The sequence below is a fragment of the Georgenia halophila genome (genome assembly GCF_039541595.1).
Map to the genome: position 1 here is coordinate 274,732 of NZ_BAABGN010000011.1, position 20,407 is coordinate 295,138.

Genomic DNA, 20,407 nt, shown 5'->3' on the forward strand with positions numbered 1-20,407 from the left:
GGTGCTCATGCCGCCTCCCTGCTCATGCTCAGCTCGGCCACCGCTGCCACGACGGCCTCCGGCGGCACGCCGGACAGGCACGGGTGGCCGGGCACCGGGCACTGCCGTGCGCGGGTGCCGGCGCACGCGGCGTGCTGGTCACCGAGCAGGACGACGTCGACGCCGTACGGCGCCCACAGGTCGGCGGGCACGACCGGGGAGAACAGGGAGACGACCGGGGTGCCCACGGCCGCTGCCAGGTGCGCCGGACCGGTGTTGCCGACGACGACGCACTCCGCGTGGGCGAGCACCGCGGCCAGCTCGTCGAAGCTCGTCCGCCCGCCGAGGTCGACCGCGTCGCTGCTGCCGGCCGCCGTCGCCGTGAGGTCCTGCTCGCCGTCGGCGCCCGTGACGACCACCGTGCGACCGGTGGCCGCGATCGCCGCCACCATGGCCCGCGCGTGCTCGGGCAGCAGGGCCCGGGACGGCACCGAGGCGCCGGGATGGACGACGACGTAGCGCTCGTCCGGCACGAGGTCCGTGACGTCGGGTAGCGGCCCGCGCACCGAGAGCCGCCCGTCGTCGCCGGCGGGCAGCCGGCCGCCCGCGGCGTAGGCGAGGTCGAGGGCCGCGTCGACCTCGTGCACGCCGTCGGGGCGTTGGTGGCGCACGTCGAGGAGCGAGCCGGGGTAGTCGACGGAGGTGGCCACGACGTGGTCGATCCCGGCGAGCCGCGCGAGGAGCGCCATCGGCAACGGACTCTGATGGAAGGAGGTGAAGATGACGCACCGGTCGTAGCCCCGGCAGGCGAGGGCGCCGACGAGGTCCCGGGTGGCCGCCGCGTCCACCGGCGGCGGGGCGAACCCGCTCCACGGCGCGTCGAACTCCAGCTTCTCGGACACGCCCGGCAGCAGCTTGGCCGCGGAGGATCCGGCGGGAGAGACGAGCACGTCGAGGATGTCGGTGGTGGCCGCCAGCGCACGCAGGGCGGGCCCGGTGAGCAGGACGTCACCCTCGTTGTCGAGGCGGACGGCGAGCGTGCGGCTCACAGGACCACCGCCTCCCGCGTGGGGGCCGGCCGGCGGGCCTCCGCCCGGGCGGCCGAATGCCTCCTGCCGAGGAGCAGGTCCACGGCAAAGGCGAGGTCGGGTGCGACGTCGGCCGTGGCGGCGGCGTGCTCGACCTCCTCCGGACGCGTCTGCGGCGTGGGCACCAGCACGGCACGCGCACCGGCGGCCGCGGCCGCCGCGATGTCGGAGCCGATGTCGCCCACGACGGCGCACTCGGCCGGCGTGACACCCAGGGCGGCGGCGCCGGCGAGGACGAGGCCGGGCGCGGGCTTGCGGCAGGTGCAGCCGTCGTCGTGGCCGTGCGGGCAGACCTGCCAGGTCTCGAAGGGGCCGATCCGGGCTTCGACGCGGGCGTTGACGGCGGCGACCTCGTCGGGCGTCACGAGGCCGCGGGCGATGCCGGACTGGTTGGAGACGATCCCGACCTTCAGGCCCGCGCGTCGCAGCCGGTCCACTGCCGCGAGGGCGCCGGGCACCGGCCGAACCTGCTCGGGGTCGCCGTTGTAGGGCACGTCCTCGACGAGCGTGCCGTCGCGGTCGAGGAGCACGGCCCGCACGGGCGGTGGCCAGGCGGAGGCGCCGCGGTGCCGCAGTGCGCCGCGCACCCGGTGGATGACGGCAGCGAACGGGATGGCGGCGCTCGTGGCGGCCATCCGTGCCACCTCGGCGGCCCATCCGTCCTGGCCCGGTCGCGGTCCTGGTCCGATCCGGCGGGCGGCGAACTCGGTGGTCAGCGCGGCCCACGCGGCCGCCGCGGTCGTGGCCACGCGGCGCCTCCCGCCCAGGGCGGCGGCCGCCGTCACCGCGGCGGCCCCGACCGTGGCGACGTGCCAGCGGAACCGGCCGCGGCCGGTCTCGGCCTCGGCGCGCCAGCTCGGGCCGTGCACCGCGCGAAGCAGGGCGTCGTCACCTGCCCCGGCCTGGACCCGGACACTGACCCGCCAGTCGGCCGGCCGCACGGGGTGGACGATCTGGTGGTCGCCGCGTGTCAGCCGCCACCCGGCCCGACGGACCCGCAGCGCCAGGTCGGCGTCCTCGCGGAAGGCGCGCGGGAACCGCTCGTCGAACCCGCCGACGGCCCGCAGGACGGTGCGCCGGTAGGCCATGTCCGCCGTCGCCCAGGCGGCGGTCTCCAGCCCGGCGGTGTTGCGCTCCCAGTCGGTGGGGCGGCGGTGCGCCGGTAGCGGGACCCGCAGACGTCCTTGCACGCCTGCGACGTCCTCGGCCGCACGGGCCAAGTCCGCCGCGAGCCTCCGGGACCAGTCGGCGGGGACCTCCACGTCGTCGTCCAGGAAAGCCACCCACTCGGCGGTGGTCGACCGCCAGCCGGCGTTGCGGGCCGCCGCCGGACCACGGCCGCCGGAGCGGACCACGTGCAGCGGCCACGGCAGGGGCGGCAGGTCGAGTGCGTCGGTCTGCGTCAGCGGACGGTCGTCGACGACCACCACCTGGGTGGGCGCGACGGGGTCGCGCTGCGCGGCGAGGCCCCGCAGCAGCGCCGCCAGCGAGGGCCGCCCAACGCTCGGGACGACGACCGCGTACTCGGCGTCCACGGGTCGGCTGCGTCGCGCAGGTGACAGGTCGGAGGCGGGATCGCCCGCTCCTGACCTGCGACGAGACGTCACGTGCGCGGCGTGTGCGTCGGTGCTCACGTGGCGGCTCCGACGGTCGCGCTCACCTCGGCGGCGGGTGAGAAGACGTGAGCGCGGCGGACCAGGTGCGGCCCGACGACGAGCGCGTCGACCGGTGCCGAGCCGAAGAGCTCGAGCGCGTCCCGTGGGTCGTCCACCATGGGGCGCCCGGCGGTGTTGAGCGAGGTGTTGATGACGACCGGCAGGCCGGTGCGGGCAGCGAACGCCTCGAGCGTGGCACCGAGGCGCGGCTGCGTCGCCGCGTCGACCGTCTGGATGCGGGCCGTCCCGTCGACGTGGACGGCCGCGGGGATCCGGTCGCGCCACTGCGGGGCGACCTCGTGGACGAACAGCATGTACGGGCTCGGGATCGGACCGCCGGAGAAGATCTCCGCTGCCCGGTCCAGCAGCACCATCGGAGCCACCGGCCGGAACTGCTCACGCCCCTTGACGTCGTTGAGGCGCTCGAGGTTCTCGGCGTAGGCGGGGTTGGCGAGCAGCGAGCGCTGCCCCAGTGCCCGGGGGCCGTACTCGCTGCGCCCCTCGAACCATCCGACGACGCCGTTGTGGGCCAGGATGTCCGCCACCTCGGCGGCGAGGTCGTCCGGCGTCGTGAACGGGACGGCGGCGCCGCGCAGCCGGGCCGCCAGCTCGTCGTCGGACCAGCCGCGGCCCAGCGCGGCGCTCGGCATGGGCTGTGGCTCGTCACCGCCGTCCGCGCAGGCCTGCAGCGCCGCGCCGAGGGACGTGCCGGCGTCGCCCGCCGCGGGCTGGACCCACACGTCCTCGAACGGGGTCTCGCGCCAGATCCGGGAGTTCGCGACGCAGTTCAGGGCCGTGCCACCCGCCATGGTCAGCACCCGCTCACCGGTCTGCTCGTACAGCCACGTGGCGAGGTCGACGAGCACCTCCTCGAGGCGCGCCTGGACCGAGCAGGCGAGGTCGGCGTGCTCGCCGCCCCACGTGCCGTCGTCGACCCGGGGCGGCGCCCACCGGTCCCAGTCGGGGATCGGCGCGACGAAACCGCCGTCGTCGGTGGCGTAGATCGTCTCCCGCAGCTCCTCCAGGTGGGTGGGCCGGCCGTAGGAGGCCAGCGCCATCACCTTGTACTCGTCGGAGGAGCGCAGGAAGCCGAGGTGCTCCGTCAGGGACTCGTAGAGCAGCCCGAGGGAGTGGGGCAGGTCCTGGCTCGCGAGGACCTCGAGCCGGCCACCCGTGTACCGGCCACCCAGGTGGGAGGCGTGCTCACCGCGCCCGTCGAGCACCAGCGTCGCGCTGGACAGGTGCGGGGACGCCAACGCCCCGGAGGCGGCGTGCGCCACGTGGTGGGGCACGAACCGCACCTGCTCCGGGTCCAGGCCCGGGAGCGCGGCGGCGATGAACTGCGGGGCCCGCTCGGCATAGGTGCGGCGCAGGTGGTCCCAGGGATCGTTCATCCCCATCTCCTCGGCGGGCCGGGCCAGGCTCGGGTCGAAGGAGTAGGCCACCGCGTCGAGGTCCTGCGGCTGCAGGCCGGCCTGCTGCAGGCACCAGCGCATCGCCTGCTCCGGCTGCTCCCAGGCCGCGAACGGGACAGGGCGCTTGCCGTGCTTCCGGCGGGAGAACCGCTCCTCCTCGGCCGCCGCCACCGGCTGGCCGTCGATGACGAGCGCGGCCGAGGGATCGTGGAACAAGGCGTTGACACCGAGTACTCGCATACTTTTCCGGCTCTCCCGTCGTGGCGGACCCGTCCGGGTCCCGTTATCGCTGGCCTCGAGAACCACTGTGGAGGCGAGCAACACTTCTCGCACTTCGAAGTGGTTCTCCCGTGGCCCCATGAGCCCGTTCGCCGGGGCGCCGAGACTCCGGATGCCGCCAGGACTGCAGATGCCGACGTGGTCCTTTCGTGGTGCCCTGGGGTGCATGACCGACCAGGACCGTGACCGGGAGCCTCGTGACGCGAAAGACGAGTCCCAGGACGCCCTGGAGGGCGAAGAGCGCTTCGACGCCGGCTGAGGGGGCAGCGTGACGAGCACCTCATCGACCCAGCAGCCCGCGCCGTCGCCGCCGAAGAGCAACAAGCTGCCCGAGGCGGGGCGCACCCCGGCCGCGGGCGGCCAGGACGACCGGCCCTGGTACGCCGATGCGGTGATCTACCAGGTCGACCCCAACCTCTTCGTCGACTCGAACGCCGACGGCCGGGGTGACCTGGTCGGCCTGACCCAGCGCCTCGAGCACATCCGCGAACTGGGGGCCACCTGCCTGTGGATCCTGCCGTTCTACGAGACGCCGTACCACGACGGCGGCTACGACGTCAGCGACCATCGGAAGGTCGATCCCCGGTTCGGGACCGTCGGAGACTTCGAGAACCTGGTCCGCCGTGCCCACGAGCTCGGCCTGCGCGTCGTCATCGAGCTGGTCGTCCAGCACACCTCGGACCAGCACCGCTGGTTCCAGGAGGCACGGCGTGACCCGAGCTCGCCGTACCGCGACTACTACGTCTGGGCCGACGAGCCGGAGGAGAGCGACGTCGAGCCCATCTTCCCCGGCGTGGAGGACAGCGTCTGGGAGTGGGACGACGTCGCCGGTCAGTACTACCGCCACGTCTTCTACTCGCACGAGCCGGATCTCGACCTCAGCAAGGACGTCGTCCGGCGGGAGGTCGCCGACATCGCAGACTTCTGGCTCGAGCGAGGAGTCGACGGCTTCCGGCTCGACGCCGTGCCCACGATCATGGAACGTACGAGGGCGGCCGATCCGACCGACGACGGGCTCTGGTGGCTGAGCGAGTTCCGCGACCACCTCGATGCGGGGCGGCCTGGCGCCGCCATCATGGGAGAGGTCGACGAGTGGCCGGAGAAGTATGCCGACTACTTCGGCGACAACCGGCGGCTGAACCTCATCCTCGACTTCTGGGTCAACAACCACATCTTCCTCGCGCTGGCCCGCAACGACGCCGAGCCGCTCGTCGAGGCGCTCCGGCAGCAGCCCGAGCCGCCCCCGGGCGCCCGGTACGCCACCTGGCTGCGCAACCACGACGAGCTCGACCTGGAACGGCTCTCGGACGAGGAGCGCGAGGAGGTCTACGCCGCTTTCGCGCCCGAGGAGGAGATGCGGATCTACGGGCGGGGGATACGCCGTCGGCTCGCCCCCATGCTGGAGGGGGACGACCGCCGCATCGCGATGGCCCACGCCGTCATGCTGAGCCTGCCCGGCGTGCCGGTGCTGCGTTACGGCGACGAGGTCGGGCAGGGCGACGACCTCAGCCGGCCCGAGCGGACCTCGGTGCGCACACCGATGCAGTGGACCGACGGTCCCCAGGGTGGCTTCTCCAAGTCTGACGACGGGCTCGCGGCTCACCTGATCACCGACGGCGAGTTCGACTACCGACGGCGCAACGTCGTCGACCAGGCCCGGGAGGCCGATTCCCTGCTCGACCGGCTCCGTGACCTGGTGCACGCCCGGCGCGCGGTCCCCGAGGCGGTGAACCGGGCGTACCACCCCGTCGACGTCGGCGTGCCCGGTGTCCTGGCGATGCGGCACGACGGCGACGGGACGAGCGTCCTCATGCTGGTGAACCTGACGCCGGACAAGGTGGTGGCCCGCGCGCCCGAGTTCTCGCTCGACGGTGCGCAGGAGATCCTCGTCGACCCGGCGAGCAAGGGCAGCGGCCGGGACGGCGACGGCCTGGCGCTGGCGGGCTACGGCTACCGCTGGATCCGCGTAGGGGTGTGACCCGTGGGCGTCCGTCACGTCGGCGCGACCGGCACCGCGTTCCTGGTCGCTCTGCTGCTGACCGCCTGCGGACCGGACGAGCCGGCCGGCGAGACACCCGCAGCGGCAACGGCGTCGCCGGACGCCGCGTCTCCCGGCACCGGCACCGGCACGCCGGAGACCAATACGCCGGGGGAGACGACGACGCCCACGGACCCGGCCACGCCGCCGGTCGCGGAGCCCGGCGTGCTCGCCACCGACCTGACGTCACCGTGGGACGTGGAGTTCCTGCCCGACGGCGACGCCCTCGTCACCGAGCGCGACACCGCCCGTGTGCTGCGGGTCAGCCCCGACGGCGATATCACCGAGGTCGGGACCGTCCCGGACGTTCGGCACGGCGGCGAGGGTGGACTCCTGGGCCTCGCCATCGACCCCGTGGACGCCTCGAGCGTATACGTCTACGCCACCACCGCCGAGGACAACCGCGTCCTGCGGATGCGGCTCGACGGCGACAGCCTCACCGGGGACGGCGTGGTGCTCGAGGGCATCCCGAGCAACCCGACGCGACACAACGGCGGACGGATCGCGTTCGGCCCCGACGGGTACCTGTACGTCGCCACCGGCGACGCCGGCCGGGCCGAGCTCGCCCAGGACCCGAACTCCCTCGCGGGCAAGATCCTGCGGGTCGAGCGCGACGGCGACCCGGCACCCGGCAACCCGACGGACGGTTCACCCGTGTGGACCCTGGGGCACCGCAACGTCCAGGGTCTCGGCTGGGTGCCCTCCGGCCCGGCAGCGGGCTCGATGTTCGCCAGCGAGTTCGGCCAGGACCGGTGGGACGAGCTCAACCGCATCGAGCCGGGGCAGAACTACGGCTGGCCGGAGGTCGAGGGCATCGCGGGCGCCACCGAGCGGGACGGGTTCACCGACCCGCTGCACGTCTGGCGGCCGGCCGAGGCCTCACCGAGCGGCGTCGCCGTCACCGCGAACCACGTCTACCTCGCCACGCTGCGCGGCGAGTCGCTGTGGCAGGTGCCGCTCGACGGCGACGAGATCGGCGAGCCGCGACGGTTGCTGGAGGGGGAGCACGGCCGGCTGCGCGCAGTCGAGGTCGACGCCACCGGGCAGCTCTGGATCCTGACCTCCAACATCGCCTGGGGCGAGCCGGTGCAACCCGTCGACCGGATCGTCGTCGTCGACCCCGCCGACCTCTGACGAGCGTCTCGACTAGTCGTCGGTGACCCGATGCTCGCCCAGCGTCGTGTCCAGCAGCGCGACGAAGCTCTCCGCCGCGTCGAGCTTCGCGCCGAGCCGGCGTCGACGCTCGTCGGCCATGGCCCTCATGCCGGCGAGCCGGTCGGCCAGGTGGTCGTGCTGCGTCCCGCCCCGGGGCCTGCCCAGCTCGGCGAGCGTGGCGATGACCTCGCGCATCTCCTCGAGCGTGAAGTCGAGTGGCTTCATCTTCTTGATGAGCTCGAGCTTCTCCACGTCCGCCTCGGTGTAGAGACGAAAGCCGCCCGCCGTGCGCCGGGACGGCTCCGCGAGACCGACCTCGCCGTAGTAGCGGATCGTGCGCTGGGACAGGCCCGTGCGCTCGGCGACCTCGCCGATCTGCATGTGCTCAGCCATGCGCTCTCCCATCGCGGTGTGGTTGACGACCTTATCGGCCGTTCACCGGGCGAGCCCGCGAAATTTCCGTTACGTGAGGGTAGAGTTGCGGGTTCGGCAGGATCGATGCGCCGAGTGCCGAACACGGAAGTCATCCGCCAGGAGATACCGTGGGCAGTTCTCCCGTTGGCCGACCACCGACCGTCGTCGCACTGCTCGACCGCCGTGGCGGCCGGCGCACGGCCCGCGATGCTCGGGCCGTGGCGCGGCCCGCCGAGAACGTGCCCGCCGCTCGCCGGACGGGAACCGAAGCTCGAGGAACTGACGAGGAACGAGAACTGGTGCGCCCCGACGGACAAGAACCGACACCGCATACCGACGCCTCGACGGCGGCGCGGCGGCGGCGCACCTTCGCGGTGATCAGCCACCCGGACGCCGGGAAGTCGACCCTGACCGAGGCCCTGGCCCTGCACGCCCAAGCCATCGGTGAGGCGGGCCACATCAACGGCAAGTCCGGCCGCCGGCACACGGTCTCCGACTGGATGTCGATGGAGCAGGCTCGCGGGATCTCGATCACGTCCGCGTCGCTACAGCTCACGTACCGGGACACCGTGCTCAACCTTCTGGACACACCAGGGCACGCCGACTTCTCCGAGGACACCTATCGGGTCCTCGCCGCAGTGGACGCGGCGGTCATGCTCATCGACGCGGCGAAGGGCCTCGAGGAGCAGACCATGAAGCTGTTCGCGGTGTGCAAGCACCGTGGCATCCCGATCATCACCGTGGTCAACAAGTGGGACCGGCCCGGGCGCGAGCCGCTCGCGCTGATGGACGAGATCGCCAGGCGGACGGGCCTCACTCCGACGCCGCTGACGTGGCCCGTCGGCATAGCCGGTGACTTTCGCGGCGTGCTCGAGCGCGACACCGCCTCGTACGTGGGTTTCAGCGCGACCGCCGGCGGCGCGCACGTCGCGCCAGAGGTGCGTCTCGCCCCGGAGGCCGCGGCCGAACGCGAAGGAGAGGCCTGGACCACCTGCGCGGAAGAGTCGGACCTGCTCGCCGCCTCCGGTGCGGACCACGACCAGGAGGCCTTCTTGGCCGGCGTCTCGACGCCCGTGCTCTTCGCCGCCGCGGTGAAGAACTTCGGTGTCGGGCGGCTTCTCGACACGCTCGTGGACCTGGCCCCGCCACCCGGACCGCGGGAGGACAGGTCCGGTCGCCCGCGGCCGGTCGATGCCCCGTTCAGCGGGTACGTGTTCAAGCTCCAGACGGGCATGGACACCGCTCACCGCGACCGGATGGCCTTCGTCCGGGTCTGCTCGGGAGTCTTCCGCCGCGGCACGGTGGTCACCATCGCGAGGACCGGCAAGCCGTTCGCGACGAAGTACGTGCAACGCACGTTCGGTCAGGGCCGCGACGTCGTCGAGACCGCGTACCCGGGCGACGTGGTCGGGCTCGTCAACGCCTCGGCGCTGCAGATCGGTGACTCGATCTACACCGACGAGCCGGTCGAGTTCCCGCCGTTGCCGACGTTCGCGCCGGAGCACTTCGCCGTCGCTCGTGCCAAAGATGTCGGCCGGTACAAGCAGTTCCGCCGCGGTATCACGCAGCTGGAGGCCGAAGGAGTCGTCCAGGTGCTTCGCTCCGACCTGCGGGGTGACCAGGCTCCGGTGCTCGCCGCCGTGGGTCCGATGCAGTTCGAGGTCGCCGAGCACCGCATGGCGGACGAGTTCGGCTCCCCGGTGGACCTCGAGCGCCTCGCCTACACCGTGGCGAGGCGGACCGACCGCGAGTCTGCGAGCGACCTGAGTGCCGAGCGGGGCGTCGAGGTGCTGCAGCGCGCCGACGGCGATCTCCTCGCCCTCTTCCCGGACGAGTGGCGCGTGCGTTCCGTCCAGCGCTCCCTGCCGGACGCCGAGCTCGAGTCGCTCGTGGCGACATGACTCACATTCGGAACGAGGAAGACTCTACCCTCGCGTAACGTTAGAGTTGCTGAACCTCGATGCGTTCGATCCGAGAGGCCCAGCGTCTCTGCGCGATCGCTCGACCGTCGAGCAGCGTGCCCCCGGTGTGATGACGCGCCGCCCGACCGTTTGTCCGACCGCCGTGCGAACCGCGCGCCCCAAGACCTGGAGCCTGCTTGCCCCTCATCGACGCCCCGCGCCCCGCCCGCTCGCCCGAACGTCGCAGCAGGGTCGACCGAGACGAGGCCGGGTCCGTGCGCGCCGCCCTGCGCGACCCCCGCCGCCTGCGCACCGAGGTCCTCGGTGGCCTCGTCGTCGCCCTGGCGCTGATCCCCGAGGCGATCTCGTTCTCGATCATCGCCGGAGTCGACCCACGCGTCGGCCTGTTCGCGTCCTTCACGATGGCGGTCTCGATCGCCTTTCTGGGTGGCCGCCGGGCCATGATCAGCGCCGCCACCGGCGCCATTGCCCTGGTCATTGCTCCGCTGGCGCGCGAGCACGGGCTGGACTACCTCATCGCGGCAGTGATCCTCGCCGGGATCGTCCAGGTGCTCTTCGGCGTGCTCGGCGTCGCGAAGATGATGCGGTTCATTCCGCGCAGCGTCATGGTCGGCTTCGTCAATGCGCTCGCGATCCTCATCTTCCTGGCGCAGCTGCCGCACCTGAGAGGCGTGCCGCTCATCGTCTACCCGATGGTTGCCGCGGGAATCGCGCTGATCGTCTTCCTTCCCCGGCTCACGAGGGTCGTCCCCGCACCCCTGGTCGGCATCCTGGCCCTCACCGCGGTCACCGTCGGCTTCGGCCTCAGCGTGCCGAACGTCAGTGACCAGGGCGACCTGCCCGAGTCACTGCCCGCGCTGCTCGTGCCGAACGTGCCGCTGACCTTCGAGACCCTGCAGATCATCGCCCCCTACGCCATCGCCATGGCGCTCGTCGGCCTGATGGAGTCGCTCATGACGGCCAAGCTCGTCGACGACATCACCGACACCCACTCCAACAAGACCCGGGAGGCCTGGGGTCAGGGTGCCGCCAACGTCATCACCGGGTTCTTCGGCGGCATGGGCGGCTGCGCCATGATCGGCCAGACCATGATCAACGTGAAGGGTTCCGGTGCACGCACCCGCCTCTCGACCTTCCTCGCCGGCATCTTCCTGCTGATCCTCGTCGTCGGCCTCGGCGACATCGTCGGCCTGATCCCGATGGCCGCACTCGTGGCCGTGATGATCATGGTCGCCGTCGGGACCTTCGACTGGCACTCGATCCGCCCCGCCACGCTGCGCCGGATGCCGAAGTCCGAGACGGCCGTGATGCTCTCGACGGTCGTGGTGACCGTCGTCACCCACAACCTCGCCTACGGCGTCATCACCGGCGTCGTCGTCGCTGCGCTGATGTTCGCCAGGCGCGTCGCCCACTTCACCCAGGTGATCGACGTCGCCCACCCCGACGACGACACCCGGGTCTACGCCGTCGTGGGGGAGCTGTTCTGGGCCTCGAGCAACGACCTCGTCTACCAGTTCGACTACGTCGGTGACCCGGAGAACGTGGTGATCGACCTGTCGCAGTCCCACATCTGGGACGCCTCCACCGTTGCCACCCTGGACGCCATCACCACGAAGTACGCCGCCAAGGGCAAGACGGCCACGATCGTGGGGCTCAACGACTCCAGTGCCGAGCGTCACGGGCGCCTCGCCGGCCACCTGGCCGGCGCTCACTAGCCGCTGAGCCGATCAGCCGACGAGGTCCTGAGGCCGAGGTGCCGCCACCTCGGCCTCAGGCGTCGATGGCGACGGTGATGACGGCTGGTGGCTGCCGATAGATCCGCCGAAGACGGCGGGTGATGGCGCTGCTGATCACGTTCTCGACGTCACCGAGGTCATCGATCTTCCCCGTCTTCTCCCGCGCGAGCGCCGCCTTCGCGGCCTCGGCGGCCGCCTTGAGCGCGCCCTGGTTGTCGACGAAGCCACGGGTGAGGAACTCGAGCGGTTCGGCGAGGTTGTTGGTGTCGGGGTCGATGATCGCCACGGCGGTGATGACTCCGCTGTCGCGCAGCGTCCTTCGTTCCGCCAACGTCCGCTCGTGGGTTCCGGAGACGGCGGCTCCGTCGACGTAGACCAGGTCGGCCCGGACTTTGCCCGAGATGCTCGCCCTGCCGTCGAGCAGGTCGACGGTGACGCCGTCACGGGCGACGACGACGTTCTTCTCGGGGATGCCGGTGCGGATGGCGAGCTCGGCGTTGGCCTGCAGATGCTTCGACTCACCGTGGACGGGCATGACGTTGCGGGGCCGGACGATGTTGTAGCAGTAGACGAGCTCACCGGCGCTGGCGTGGCCGGAGACGTGCACCTTGGCGTTGCCCTTGTGGACGACTGTCGCGCCGAGGTCGATCAGCTTGTTAATGATGCCGTAGATGGCGTTCTCGTTACCGGGGATGAGCGAGCTCGCCAGCAGGACGGTGTCGCCCTGCGCGAGACTGATCTCGTGGTCGTTGTTGGCCATGCGCGCCAGGGCGGCCATGGGTTCGCCCTGCGAGCCGGTGCAGATCAGCGTGATCTTGTTCTCGGGCATCGACCCGAGCTTCTTGAAATCGACGACGAGTCCGCGCGGGATGTTGAGGTACCCGAGGTCTCGCGCGATCTTCATGTTGCGCACCATCGAGCGGCCGACGAAAGCGACCTTCCGGCCGCTGGCGTGCGCAGCGTCGAGGACCTGCTGGATCCGGTGGACGTGGCTGGCGAAGCTGGAGACGATCACGCGGCGAGGTGCCGTCGAGAAGACCTCCTCGATAGCGGGAGTGAGATCCCGCTCGGACATGAGGAAGCCGGGCACCTCCGCGTTGGTGGAGTCCACCAGGAAGAGGTCGACCCCTTCCTCGCCGAGGCGGGCGAAGTGCCGCAGGTCGGTCAGCCGCCCGTCGAGCGGGAACTGGTCCATCTTGAAGTCGCCGGTGTGCAGCACGAGACCGGCGCTGGTGCGCACGGCGACGGCGAGGCCGTCGGGGATCGAGTGGTTCACGGCCAGGAACTCCAGCCCGAACGGGCCGGCCTGATGGGTGTCACCGGCTTCGACGTGGACGGTCCGGGGCTGGATCCGGTGTTCCTTGAGCTTGGCGGCGACGAAGGCAAGGGTGAGCTCGGAGCCGATGATCGGGATGTCCGGGCGCTCCTTGAGGAGGTAGGGCACGGCCCCGATGTGGTCCTCGTGCCCGTGGGTGAGGACGAGGGCGGAGACGTCGTCGAGGCGGTCCCGGATGGCGGTGAAGTCGGGGAGGATGACATCGACGCCGGGTTGGGACTCGTCCGGGAAGAGGACGCCGCAGTCCACGATGAGCAGCTTGCCCGCGTGCTCGAAGAGCGTCATGTTCCGCCCGACCTCACCGAGCCCGCCGAGTGGCGTGACGCGCAGGGCGCCGGCGGACAGTGGTGCGGGAGGCTTGAGGTCGTTCAGTAGCGGCACGCGGTCAACTTTCTCGTGGTTCGGATATGGGGTGGCGCCCGGGGCGAGCGTCGGCCTGCGGGGGTGGTGCCGGGCGAGCATCGCACCGTCGACGTCGGAACTCCGCCCGGGCGGGGCCCTCGAGCCCGGCGGACGGCGATGGCAGCCGCCGTTCCCACGTGAGCCTACGGCGGGTCCGAGGCTAAGCCTGCGTGCCACACATTACCGCGACGTAAGAATCACTCGCTGCCACGGAGGTGACGTCGCGGAGCGTGCGGAACGCGGCCGCGCCGACGCGCGTTGTGCAAGGCATGAAGCCGACTCTGCACATCGTGGTGCTGGCCGCCCTCTCGCTCCTCCTCGCCGCCTGCGGGGGTACCACCCGCGTCACGGACCCCGGACGGTCGGAGCCAGGGCCCGGCCCCACGGCGGCCGATGGGTCGACCGTCACCACGCGCCTCCCGACGACGGTCCTCGACGACGGCGATGGTGCGGAGCTGTGCCTCGGCGCCGTGGCGGAGTCGCTGCCGCCCCAGTGCGGCGGGCCGAAGCTGCTCGGCTGGGACTGGGCCGATCAGAATGGATCCTTCGAGGAGGTCGACGGCGTCCGCTGGGGCCAGTTCCTGGTAGTGGGGGAGTACGACGGCTCGGACATCACCGTGACAGACGTGACCCGGGCGGCCGTGTGGCAGGGCCCCGCGCCCGAGGAGCCGGGCTTCAGCACCCCGTGCGCCGAGCCGGACGGCGGCTGGCAGGTGGTGGACCCCCAGCTGACCGGCGAGGAGGCCATGAACGACGCCCTCGCCGTCACCGCCGGGCTCGAGGGATATGCGGGCTCGTGGGTCGACCAGTCGGTCAACCCCGCCTCCGGCGGCGACCCCGAGGAGGTCGAGCGTGCCATGAACGACCCGACGAAGCTCGTGCTCAACGTGCGCGTCGCCGGCGAACCGGCCGTGGCCGAGGAACGCCTGCGCGAGGTGTGGGGCGGGGCGCTGTGCGTGAGCGCGGCAGAGCGGACCGAGGCCGAGCTGCTCGAGCTGCAGGAGCAACTGGGGGATCTGCCCGGACTGCTGAGCAGCGGTGTGTCGGTCGTGCAGAACCGGCTCGACGTCCAGGTGACCTACGACGACGGCACGCTCCAGGAACGGCTCGACGCCGAGCACGGCGATGGTGCCGTCCACGTCGAGTCCGCCTTGATCCCGGCCATGTGACGGGCCTCGGGCTCGTCTCGCCCGCACGGGGCGCGTGAGGTTCGCGTGCCGGCTCCGTCAGTGACGGCGGCGCTCCTCCCGGTGGGAGGTGTCGGTGACGTCGTCGACGCGATCCGGATCCTGCGTCCGCCCGTGTGACCGGCGCAGGGCTCGGCCGCGAGCGAGGTCCTCCCTCGTCTTCGCTGCCTTCTTGTCGCTGGCCTTGGTGTCGCGGGCCGGCAGCTGGATGTTCTCCTCGGCGGGGATGCCGGACTGCAGCTCCCGCGAACGCTCGAGCTCGGCGTCGAACTCGGCGCCCAGGAGCAGCGCGACGTTCATGAGCCAGATCCACAGCAGCGCCATGATCACACCGGCCAAGGACCCGTAGGTCTGGTTGTAGCTGCCGAAGTTCGCGAAGTAGAGCCCCAGCGCGACGGAAGCCAGGATCGCTACGACGATCGCGATGACGGCACCGGTGGAGATCCATCTGAACTTCGGCTGCCGGACGTTGGGGGTGGCCCAGTAGAGCAGCGCGATGGCGATGATGACGACGAGGAGCAGCACGGGCCACTTCGCGATCTGCCAGGCCGTCACGGCGACGCTGCTGAGGCCGATGTAGGACCCGAGGGTCTCGGCGATGGGTCCGGAGACCACGAGGATGACGGCCGCCGCGGCGACGAGTACCAGCATGACGAGGGTCAGCAGGTACATGAGCGGACGCAGCTTCCAGAAGGGCCGGCCCTCCTCGACCTCGTAGACGCGGTTCATCGCCCGGGAGAACGCGGTCACGTAGTTCGAGGCCGTCCACAGCGCGACGAGGAGACCGACGATCAGGCCTATCCCGGCGCCCGGCGCTGTGGTCAGGGACTCGATGAATGGCCCGAGGGTGTCCATGGCGCCCGCGGGCGCGACGTCGCGGGCCATGTTGGTCAGCGCGTCCGTCGCCCCGCCCTGCCCGACGAGGCTGAGCAGGGACACCAGCGCGATCAGCGCGGGGAAGAGGGAGAGCACCGAGAAGTACGTCAGAGCCGCTGCCTGGTCGGTGCAGTCGTCGTTCAGGAACTCGCGGAAGGCCTTGCGGGTCGTGTAGCCCCACGAGGGCTTGTGGAGGTCGCGGGGGGAGTCGGCCTTGTCCGCGTGGTCCGCCTCGGTGCTGTGCTGGCTGCTCATCGGTCCTCCTCTGCTCCCGACACTGTGCGGGGTGAGCGGGGTCCCGGCAACCGGAAGCCGAGATCGCCCGGGGGCTGGATTTGCCGACGCAGCCTCGACACTTGCCGACGCAGCCTCAGCAAGAGTCAGGAGCTTGCCAGCGCCGATCGAGCCTTCGGCACCCGGTTCAGGGAAACCATCCATCCGCCCGCGACCCCGATGGCGAGCAGCACAGCCAAGAACCCGACGGCCGGCGCGCCCGCCCACGTGACGTCGTCGCCGTGCCGCAGCAGCGCGACGGTCTGCAGGACGACGAAGGCGATGGCGGTCAGGCCGAGGGGCCGCACCGTCCGTGCGTCCCCGCTCAACCGGGCGTGCGCGGCTGCCCACCCGAGGCCGACCGACCATGCGCCCACGGCCCGCGCCGTGAGCTCGGTCAGCATCCACGGCCACAGCGTGGCCGCCTGCGTGGGCGCTGCCAGCAGGCCGGCCCCCACGAGCACGAGTACGGCAGCGATGACCACCAGGAGCAGGCGAAGGCCGGCGGGCAGCGCACCGGCGGCCGCAGCTATGGAGCCTGTGGGCGTATGGCGTGCCCGGGACTGGATCGAGCCGATGGTGAGCATCGCGATGGGCACGGCGATGTAGATCGCCAACCAGCCCCAGGTGACGGCCCGGGCACTGATCGGATGCTCCGCGGACAGGTGGAACCGATCGAGGTGGACCAGGGTCACGGCGAGCGTCAGTGCCGTGAAGACGAACACCGTCCAGACGGACAGTCGCGCCCGGCCCCAGTCGGCGGAGCGGGCGCCCGCAACCTCCAGGACCGCGCTGGACCAGTACGCCGCGCCCAGGAAGACGGCGGTCATCGGGGGATCGACCGTCCACGCGAACCAGTCGGCGGTGTGGAGCGGGAGCACGAACAGCTGGAGCCCTGCGAGGAAGACCAGGAACGCCGCGACGTAGAGCAGCCGCCGCATCGGCGGGATCAGTGGCGCGCCGTCAGTCGATGCGCGCATCGTCGACCAGCTCCTTGCGCACGGTCGTGCCGTCGTCGGCACGCCGGTCGGGAAGCGGGTCGTCGGCCAGATATCCGTGCACCAGCGAGATCACGGTGGCGCCGTCCCCGACCGCCGTCGCCACCCTCTTGATGGTGCCGGCTCGGACGTCGCCGATGGCGAAGACGCCCGGCACGCTGGTCTCCAGCGGCAGCGGTGGCCTCGCCGGTTCGTTCGCCGGTTCGTTCGCCGGGCCGGGGGGACCGGTATCCCCGGACGGCCAGGCCTCCCCTGTGCGCAGGAATCCGGCACGGTCGCGCCGCACCGTGTCGGGCAGCCACGACGTCCGCGGCGCCGAGCCGATCAGCACGAACAGGCCGGTCGCCTCGATCTCCTCGGTAGTTCCACCGTCCGATTCGCCGGTGGGTGCGACGACGACGGCGGTCAGGCACCCCTCCACGTCGCGACCCCCCACGACCGTGGTTCCGTAGCGGACGGTGACGTTCGCGGTCGCCTCGAGCTGGGCGATGAGATACGCCGACATGCTTGTCGCCAGCGTGGGCCCGCGCACCAGCAGCGTCACGTGCCTCGCGTACTTCGCGATGTGCAACGCCGCCTGGCCCGCCGAGTTGCCGCCGCCCACGACGCAGGCGTCCTGTCCGGCCATCGACGGCGCCTCGGAGATCGCGGCGCCGTAGAAGACGCCTTTGCCGACCAGCGACTCCAGCTCCGGCAGGCCGAGGCGGCGGTAGTCCACGCCGGTGGCCACGACGACCGTGCGGCCCCGCACCACGCTGCCGTCGGACATCGCCACCGTGCGCACGCTGCCGTCGGTGCCGAGGCCCTTCACCTGCCGCATGAACAAGAACTCGGTCCCGAATGCCCAGGCCTGGTGGAAGGACCGGTAAGCAAGGTGGGCACCGCTCACCCCGCGGGAGAAGCCGGGGTAGTTGCGGATCAACGAGCTGGTGCCGGCCTGACCACCGACGGCCTGCTGCTCCACCACCATCGTGGAGAGGCCCTCGGACGAGGCGTACACGGCCGCCGCCAGACCGGAAGGGCCGGCGCCGACGACCACGACGTCGAAGACCTTGTCCGTCGGTGCCGGCCGGGTCAGCCCGAACGCGTCCGCGATCTCCAGGTCGCTGGGGTTCTCCAGCGTGGTCGGTGGTGAGGTGAACTGCAGCACGACCACCGGTAGCGCGGGGTCGTGCAGGCCCAGGCTCTCCAGCATCCGCTGCCCGGCCCGGGACCCGGCCTGGTGGAAACCCACGGGGATGTGATTCCGACCGAAGGAGTCGCGCAGCGAGTGTGTCCGTGCGTCGCGCTGCTCGCCGATGATACGGACTGCCTCGAACCCCACTCCCTGAGCCAGGTGCCAGTCGTCGAGGGCGTCGGTGATCGCCCCGTGGAACTCCTCGTCGCGCGGCCGTTCCGGACGCACCACGAACAGCTCGGCGTGGCCCTGGGCAACAGCCTCGAACACCGTGGGGGCGCTGGCGAAGTCACCCCACGTGACCGCGACGACTCGTTTGGCGGCCGGGTGATAGACGTAGGCATGACGCAGGAAGTCCAGTCCGCCGCGGTCGGCCGGGCCGTAGCAGGCGACGATGAGGACGACAGTGCGGCTCGTGCGCCGGAGCTCGTCGAGCATCGTGCGCCCGTCCGGGTGGTCGGCGCAGACGATCACTTCGTAGTCGGCGCCGTAGCGCCGGTGCAGCTCGTCGCCGAGAATCCGCCGAGAGATCGGATCCTTGGTCGCGACCAGCATGACCGGAACCGACTGGTCCATGGCCGCCACCTCCCGAGGGGCCCCTGCAGCGACGACAGTACTCGCACCAGTGTCGGCAGACGAGGGGTTCGGGGCCAAGAGAACCTCGGACGTCCACCGGGTGCCGGACAGCTCGCGGCGCCCTCGGACGAGGCGGTTGAGTCTCGAAGGCGTGGGGTCAGCCGGGTCTCATGTGTTCGCCGATGGTGGGGAAGCTGGCGGTTGCCACCCGTGAAGTGCCGGGCCGGTGTGCCACGTCCACGACGAGGGTTCGCCCGTCCGTGGCGCCAGGACGTATCGGTGCAAGCCGGCCAGCCACATCAGGCTCAGGAGGAGTCCGCCGATGGTGTCGGTGGGGTAGTGCGCGGCGAGGTAGACGCGGCCGACCATGATGCTGATGATGACGAGTGTGGCCGCGGCGACGATCAGCCAACGCCACCGGCCGTGACCGTAAGTCAGCACGATGAGGCACAGGGCTCCGTAGACGGCCGTCACCGCAGCCACATGCCCCGAGGGAAAGCTCGCGCTGGTCGGCAGTCCCTCGGTGAGGTCCCGTACGTCCGGGCGGGTGCGGGCGACGACCTGGCTCACCACACCGTAGAGAACCACCTCTCCGGTCACCGCGAGGACGGTGAAGAGCACCGGACGCCAGCTCCCCCGGTGGGCGAGGGACAGCACCGCGACCGCCACGGTAGCCGTGACGATGCCCCACAGGCCTCCGAGGCTGCCTACTGCATTCACCACCTGCGTGAGCTGCCCGGATCGCAGGCTCACCAGCTGTTCGAGTGCCAACGTGTCCCACCGTCCGACCGCGGTCCCGGCCAGCGGGCCCGTGACCAGCAACCCCATACCCGCGACGACGAGACACGTGCCCAGCGCCGCCAGGCCGATCCGCATGGCAGATCGTCGGCCACCGGGAAGGGCTGCTTCGTCGATCGTGCGCAGATGCATGCCAGGTGCAGGCTCCTGACCCAGTCCGGCTTGCCCGACCCAGTCGCCCCGCGCGCGCAACCAGCGCCGGAAGGCCATCGTGGTGACGGCGAGCCACGCCGTGCCCAGCGCCCAGCCCGCAAGGACGTCGGTGACGAAGTGCACCCCGAGCGCCAACCGCGTGAAGCCGACGAGCACGACCAGAGCGGTGGCGCCGAAGATCAAGAGGCGCCGCCGCGAGGGCTTCACCACCGGCAGGGCGACCAGGGCCAGCGCGCCCCAGGTCACCAACGACGTCATCGCATGCCCGCTGGGAAAGCTCGCATTGGTCGGGAGGTCCACGACCGGCAGGGCCAGCTCCGGACGAGCACGTCCGATGAGTGCCTTCGTCACGGGCACGAGGATCGCCAGACCGATGCCCGTCACTGCCATGTATGCGGCGAGCCGGCGCCGGTGGCGGATGAGCAACCAGAGCACGGCAATCGCCATCACAAAACCCGCGGTCGATCCACCACCAGCCTCGGTGAGAATCTGCAGCACTCGGACGGCGCCCGGCCGCGCAGCGAGAAGGTCGTTGAGTCCCTGTGCCACCGCGCGGTCCAGCTCGTGGAGCGGGGTCCACCGGGTCTCGACGAGCACGAGCAGCACCAGAAACGGCACTGCTCCCACGACGACGACCACCAGGCCCATCACGCTCAGACCCCCCAGGCGCCCACTGCCCGAGAGGTCTTCGCCGGCACTCTGGTCCTCGTCGAGCGCAGCGTCCGTGTGCGGGTCCGTAGTGGGCGGGACAGCCCCGGCGGGGTGCCGTCCCTTACCCGGTGTGCGTCGCTTCACAATGTGCGGCCCCTCAGTCGCCAGGTCGAACCCTGGCGACGCTACGCGGCGTCCATCGGCCCTGCCCATCGGGCAGACAGCACCGGCTCAGGAGCAGGAGCGGGTGCACACCGTCGTTCAGTGGGTGAGGATCGCTGGACGTTCACCGCCACGGA

General features: G+C 71.4%; 14 protein-coding genes. 5 read left to right on the forward strand and 9 right to left on the reverse strand.

The features are described from left to right. Positions 1-5: 5 nt before the first annotated feature. From ABD907_RS12955 to ABD907_RS12965, 3 genes are all read right to left on the reverse strand, one after another. Positions 6-1,028: a glycosyltransferase family 9 protein gene (locus ABD907_RS12955; RefSeq protein ID WP_345216674.1), complete on the reverse strand. Its 1,023-nt coding sequence runs from the start codon at positions 1,026-1,028 to the stop codon at positions 6-8. Continuing rightward, positions 1,025-2,602 (reverse strand): HAD-IIIA family hydrolase, encoded by a 1,578-nt coding sequence (locus tag ABD907_RS12960; protein WP_486334098.1) that lies wholly within the window; start codon positions 2,600-2,602, stop codon positions 1,025-1,027. Before ABD907_RS12960 ends, ABD907_RS12955 begins: the two co-directional genes overlap by 4 nt. A 95-nt stretch (positions 2,603-2,697) precedes the next feature. After that, complete coding sequence (locus tag ABD907_RS12965; protein WP_345216676.1) at positions 2,698-4,377, reverse strand: carbamoyltransferase family protein; 1,680 nt, start codon at positions 4,375-4,377, stop codon at positions 2,698-2,700. Positions 4,378-4,741: 364 nt separating this feature from the next. Between ABD907_RS12965 and ABD907_RS12970 the strand changes: the two genes are divergently transcribed. After that, positions 4,742-6,394, forward strand: coding sequence for an alpha-amylase family protein (locus tag ABD907_RS12970; protein WP_486334099.1), 1,653 nt, complete (start codon positions 4,742-4,744; stop codon positions 6,392-6,394). 3 nt (positions 6,395-6,397) lie between these two features. Beyond that, positions 6,398-7,588 carry a PQQ-dependent sugar dehydrogenase gene (locus ABD907_RS12975; RefSeq protein ID WP_345216678.1) on the forward strand — a complete coding sequence of 397 codons (1,191 nt, stop codon included), beginning with the start codon at positions 6,398-6,400 and terminating at the stop codon, positions 7,586-7,588. Positions 7,589-7,600: 12 nt separating this feature from the next. Here the strand turns inward: ABD907_RS12975 and ABD907_RS12980 are convergent, their stop codons facing one another. Beyond that, entirely contained in the window at positions 7,601-8,002 is a 402-nt protein-coding gene (locus ABD907_RS12980) for a MerR family transcriptional regulator (RefSeq protein ID WP_345216679.1), read from the reverse strand. A 320-nt stretch (positions 8,003-8,322) separates the two neighbouring features. Here ABD907_RS12980 and ABD907_RS12985 point away from each other — a divergent pair, with 320 nt between their 5' ends. Together ABD907_RS12985 and ABD907_RS12990 are read left to right on the forward strand one after the other, a co-directional pair. Next, positions 8,323-9,924 (forward strand): peptide chain release factor 3, encoded by a 1,602-nt coding sequence (locus ABD907_RS12985; protein WP_345216680.1) that lies wholly within the window; start codon positions 8,323-8,325, stop codon positions 9,922-9,924. A gap of 275 nt (positions 9,925-10,199) precedes the next feature. Further along, positions 10,200-11,660 carry a SulP family inorganic anion transporter gene (locus tag ABD907_RS12990; protein WP_345216864.1) on the forward strand — a complete coding sequence of 487 codons (1,461 nt, stop codon included), beginning with the start codon at positions 10,200-10,202 and terminating at the stop codon, positions 11,658-11,660. 55 nt (positions 11,661-11,715) lie between these two features. On the opposite strand, the gene ABD907_RS12995 is transcribed toward ABD907_RS12990, so the two are convergent. Further along, positions 11,716-13,302, reverse strand: a complete 1,587-nt coding sequence (locus tag ABD907_RS12995) for a ribonuclease J (protein ID WP_425555770.1) — start codon at positions 13,300-13,302, stop codon at positions 11,716-11,718. Between the two features lie 386 nt (positions 13,303-13,688). Between ABD907_RS12995 and ABD907_RS13000 the strand changes: the two genes are divergently transcribed. Next, positions 13,689-14,588: a hypothetical protein gene (locus ABD907_RS13000; RefSeq protein WP_345216682.1), complete on the forward strand. Its 900-nt coding sequence runs from the start codon at positions 13,689-13,691 to the stop codon at positions 14,586-14,588. Positions 14,589-14,645: 57 nt separating this feature from the next. Here ABD907_RS13000 and ABD907_RS13005 read toward each other — a convergent pair whose 3' ends face one another. From ABD907_RS13005 to ABD907_RS13020, 4 genes are all read right to left on the reverse strand, one after another. Beyond that, positions 14,646-15,737, reverse strand: a complete 1,092-nt coding sequence (locus ABD907_RS13005) for a YihY/virulence factor BrkB family protein (RefSeq protein ID WP_345216683.1) — start codon at positions 15,735-15,737, stop codon at positions 14,646-14,648. Positions 15,738-15,862: 125 nt separating this feature from the next. Further along, positions 15,863-16,735 carry a hypothetical protein gene (locus ABD907_RS13010; RefSeq protein ID WP_345216684.1) on the reverse strand — a complete coding sequence of 291 codons (873 nt, stop codon included), beginning with the start codon at positions 16,733-16,735 and terminating at the stop codon, positions 15,863-15,865. Further along, positions 16,719-18,506 carry an NAD(P)/FAD-dependent oxidoreductase gene (locus ABD907_RS13015; protein ID WP_345216685.1) on the reverse strand — a complete coding sequence of 596 codons (1,788 nt, stop codon included), beginning with the start codon at positions 18,504-18,506 and terminating at the stop codon, positions 16,719-16,721. The genes ABD907_RS13010 and ABD907_RS13015 overlap by 17 nt, the downstream gene beginning before the upstream one ends. Positions 18,507-18,674: 168 nt before the next feature. Further along, positions 18,675-20,252 (reverse strand): phosphatase PAP2 family protein, encoded by a 1,578-nt coding sequence (locus ABD907_RS13020; RefSeq protein WP_345216686.1) that lies wholly within the window; start codon positions 20,250-20,252, stop codon positions 18,675-18,677. Between the last annotated feature and the right edge of the window lie 155 nt (positions 20,253-20,407).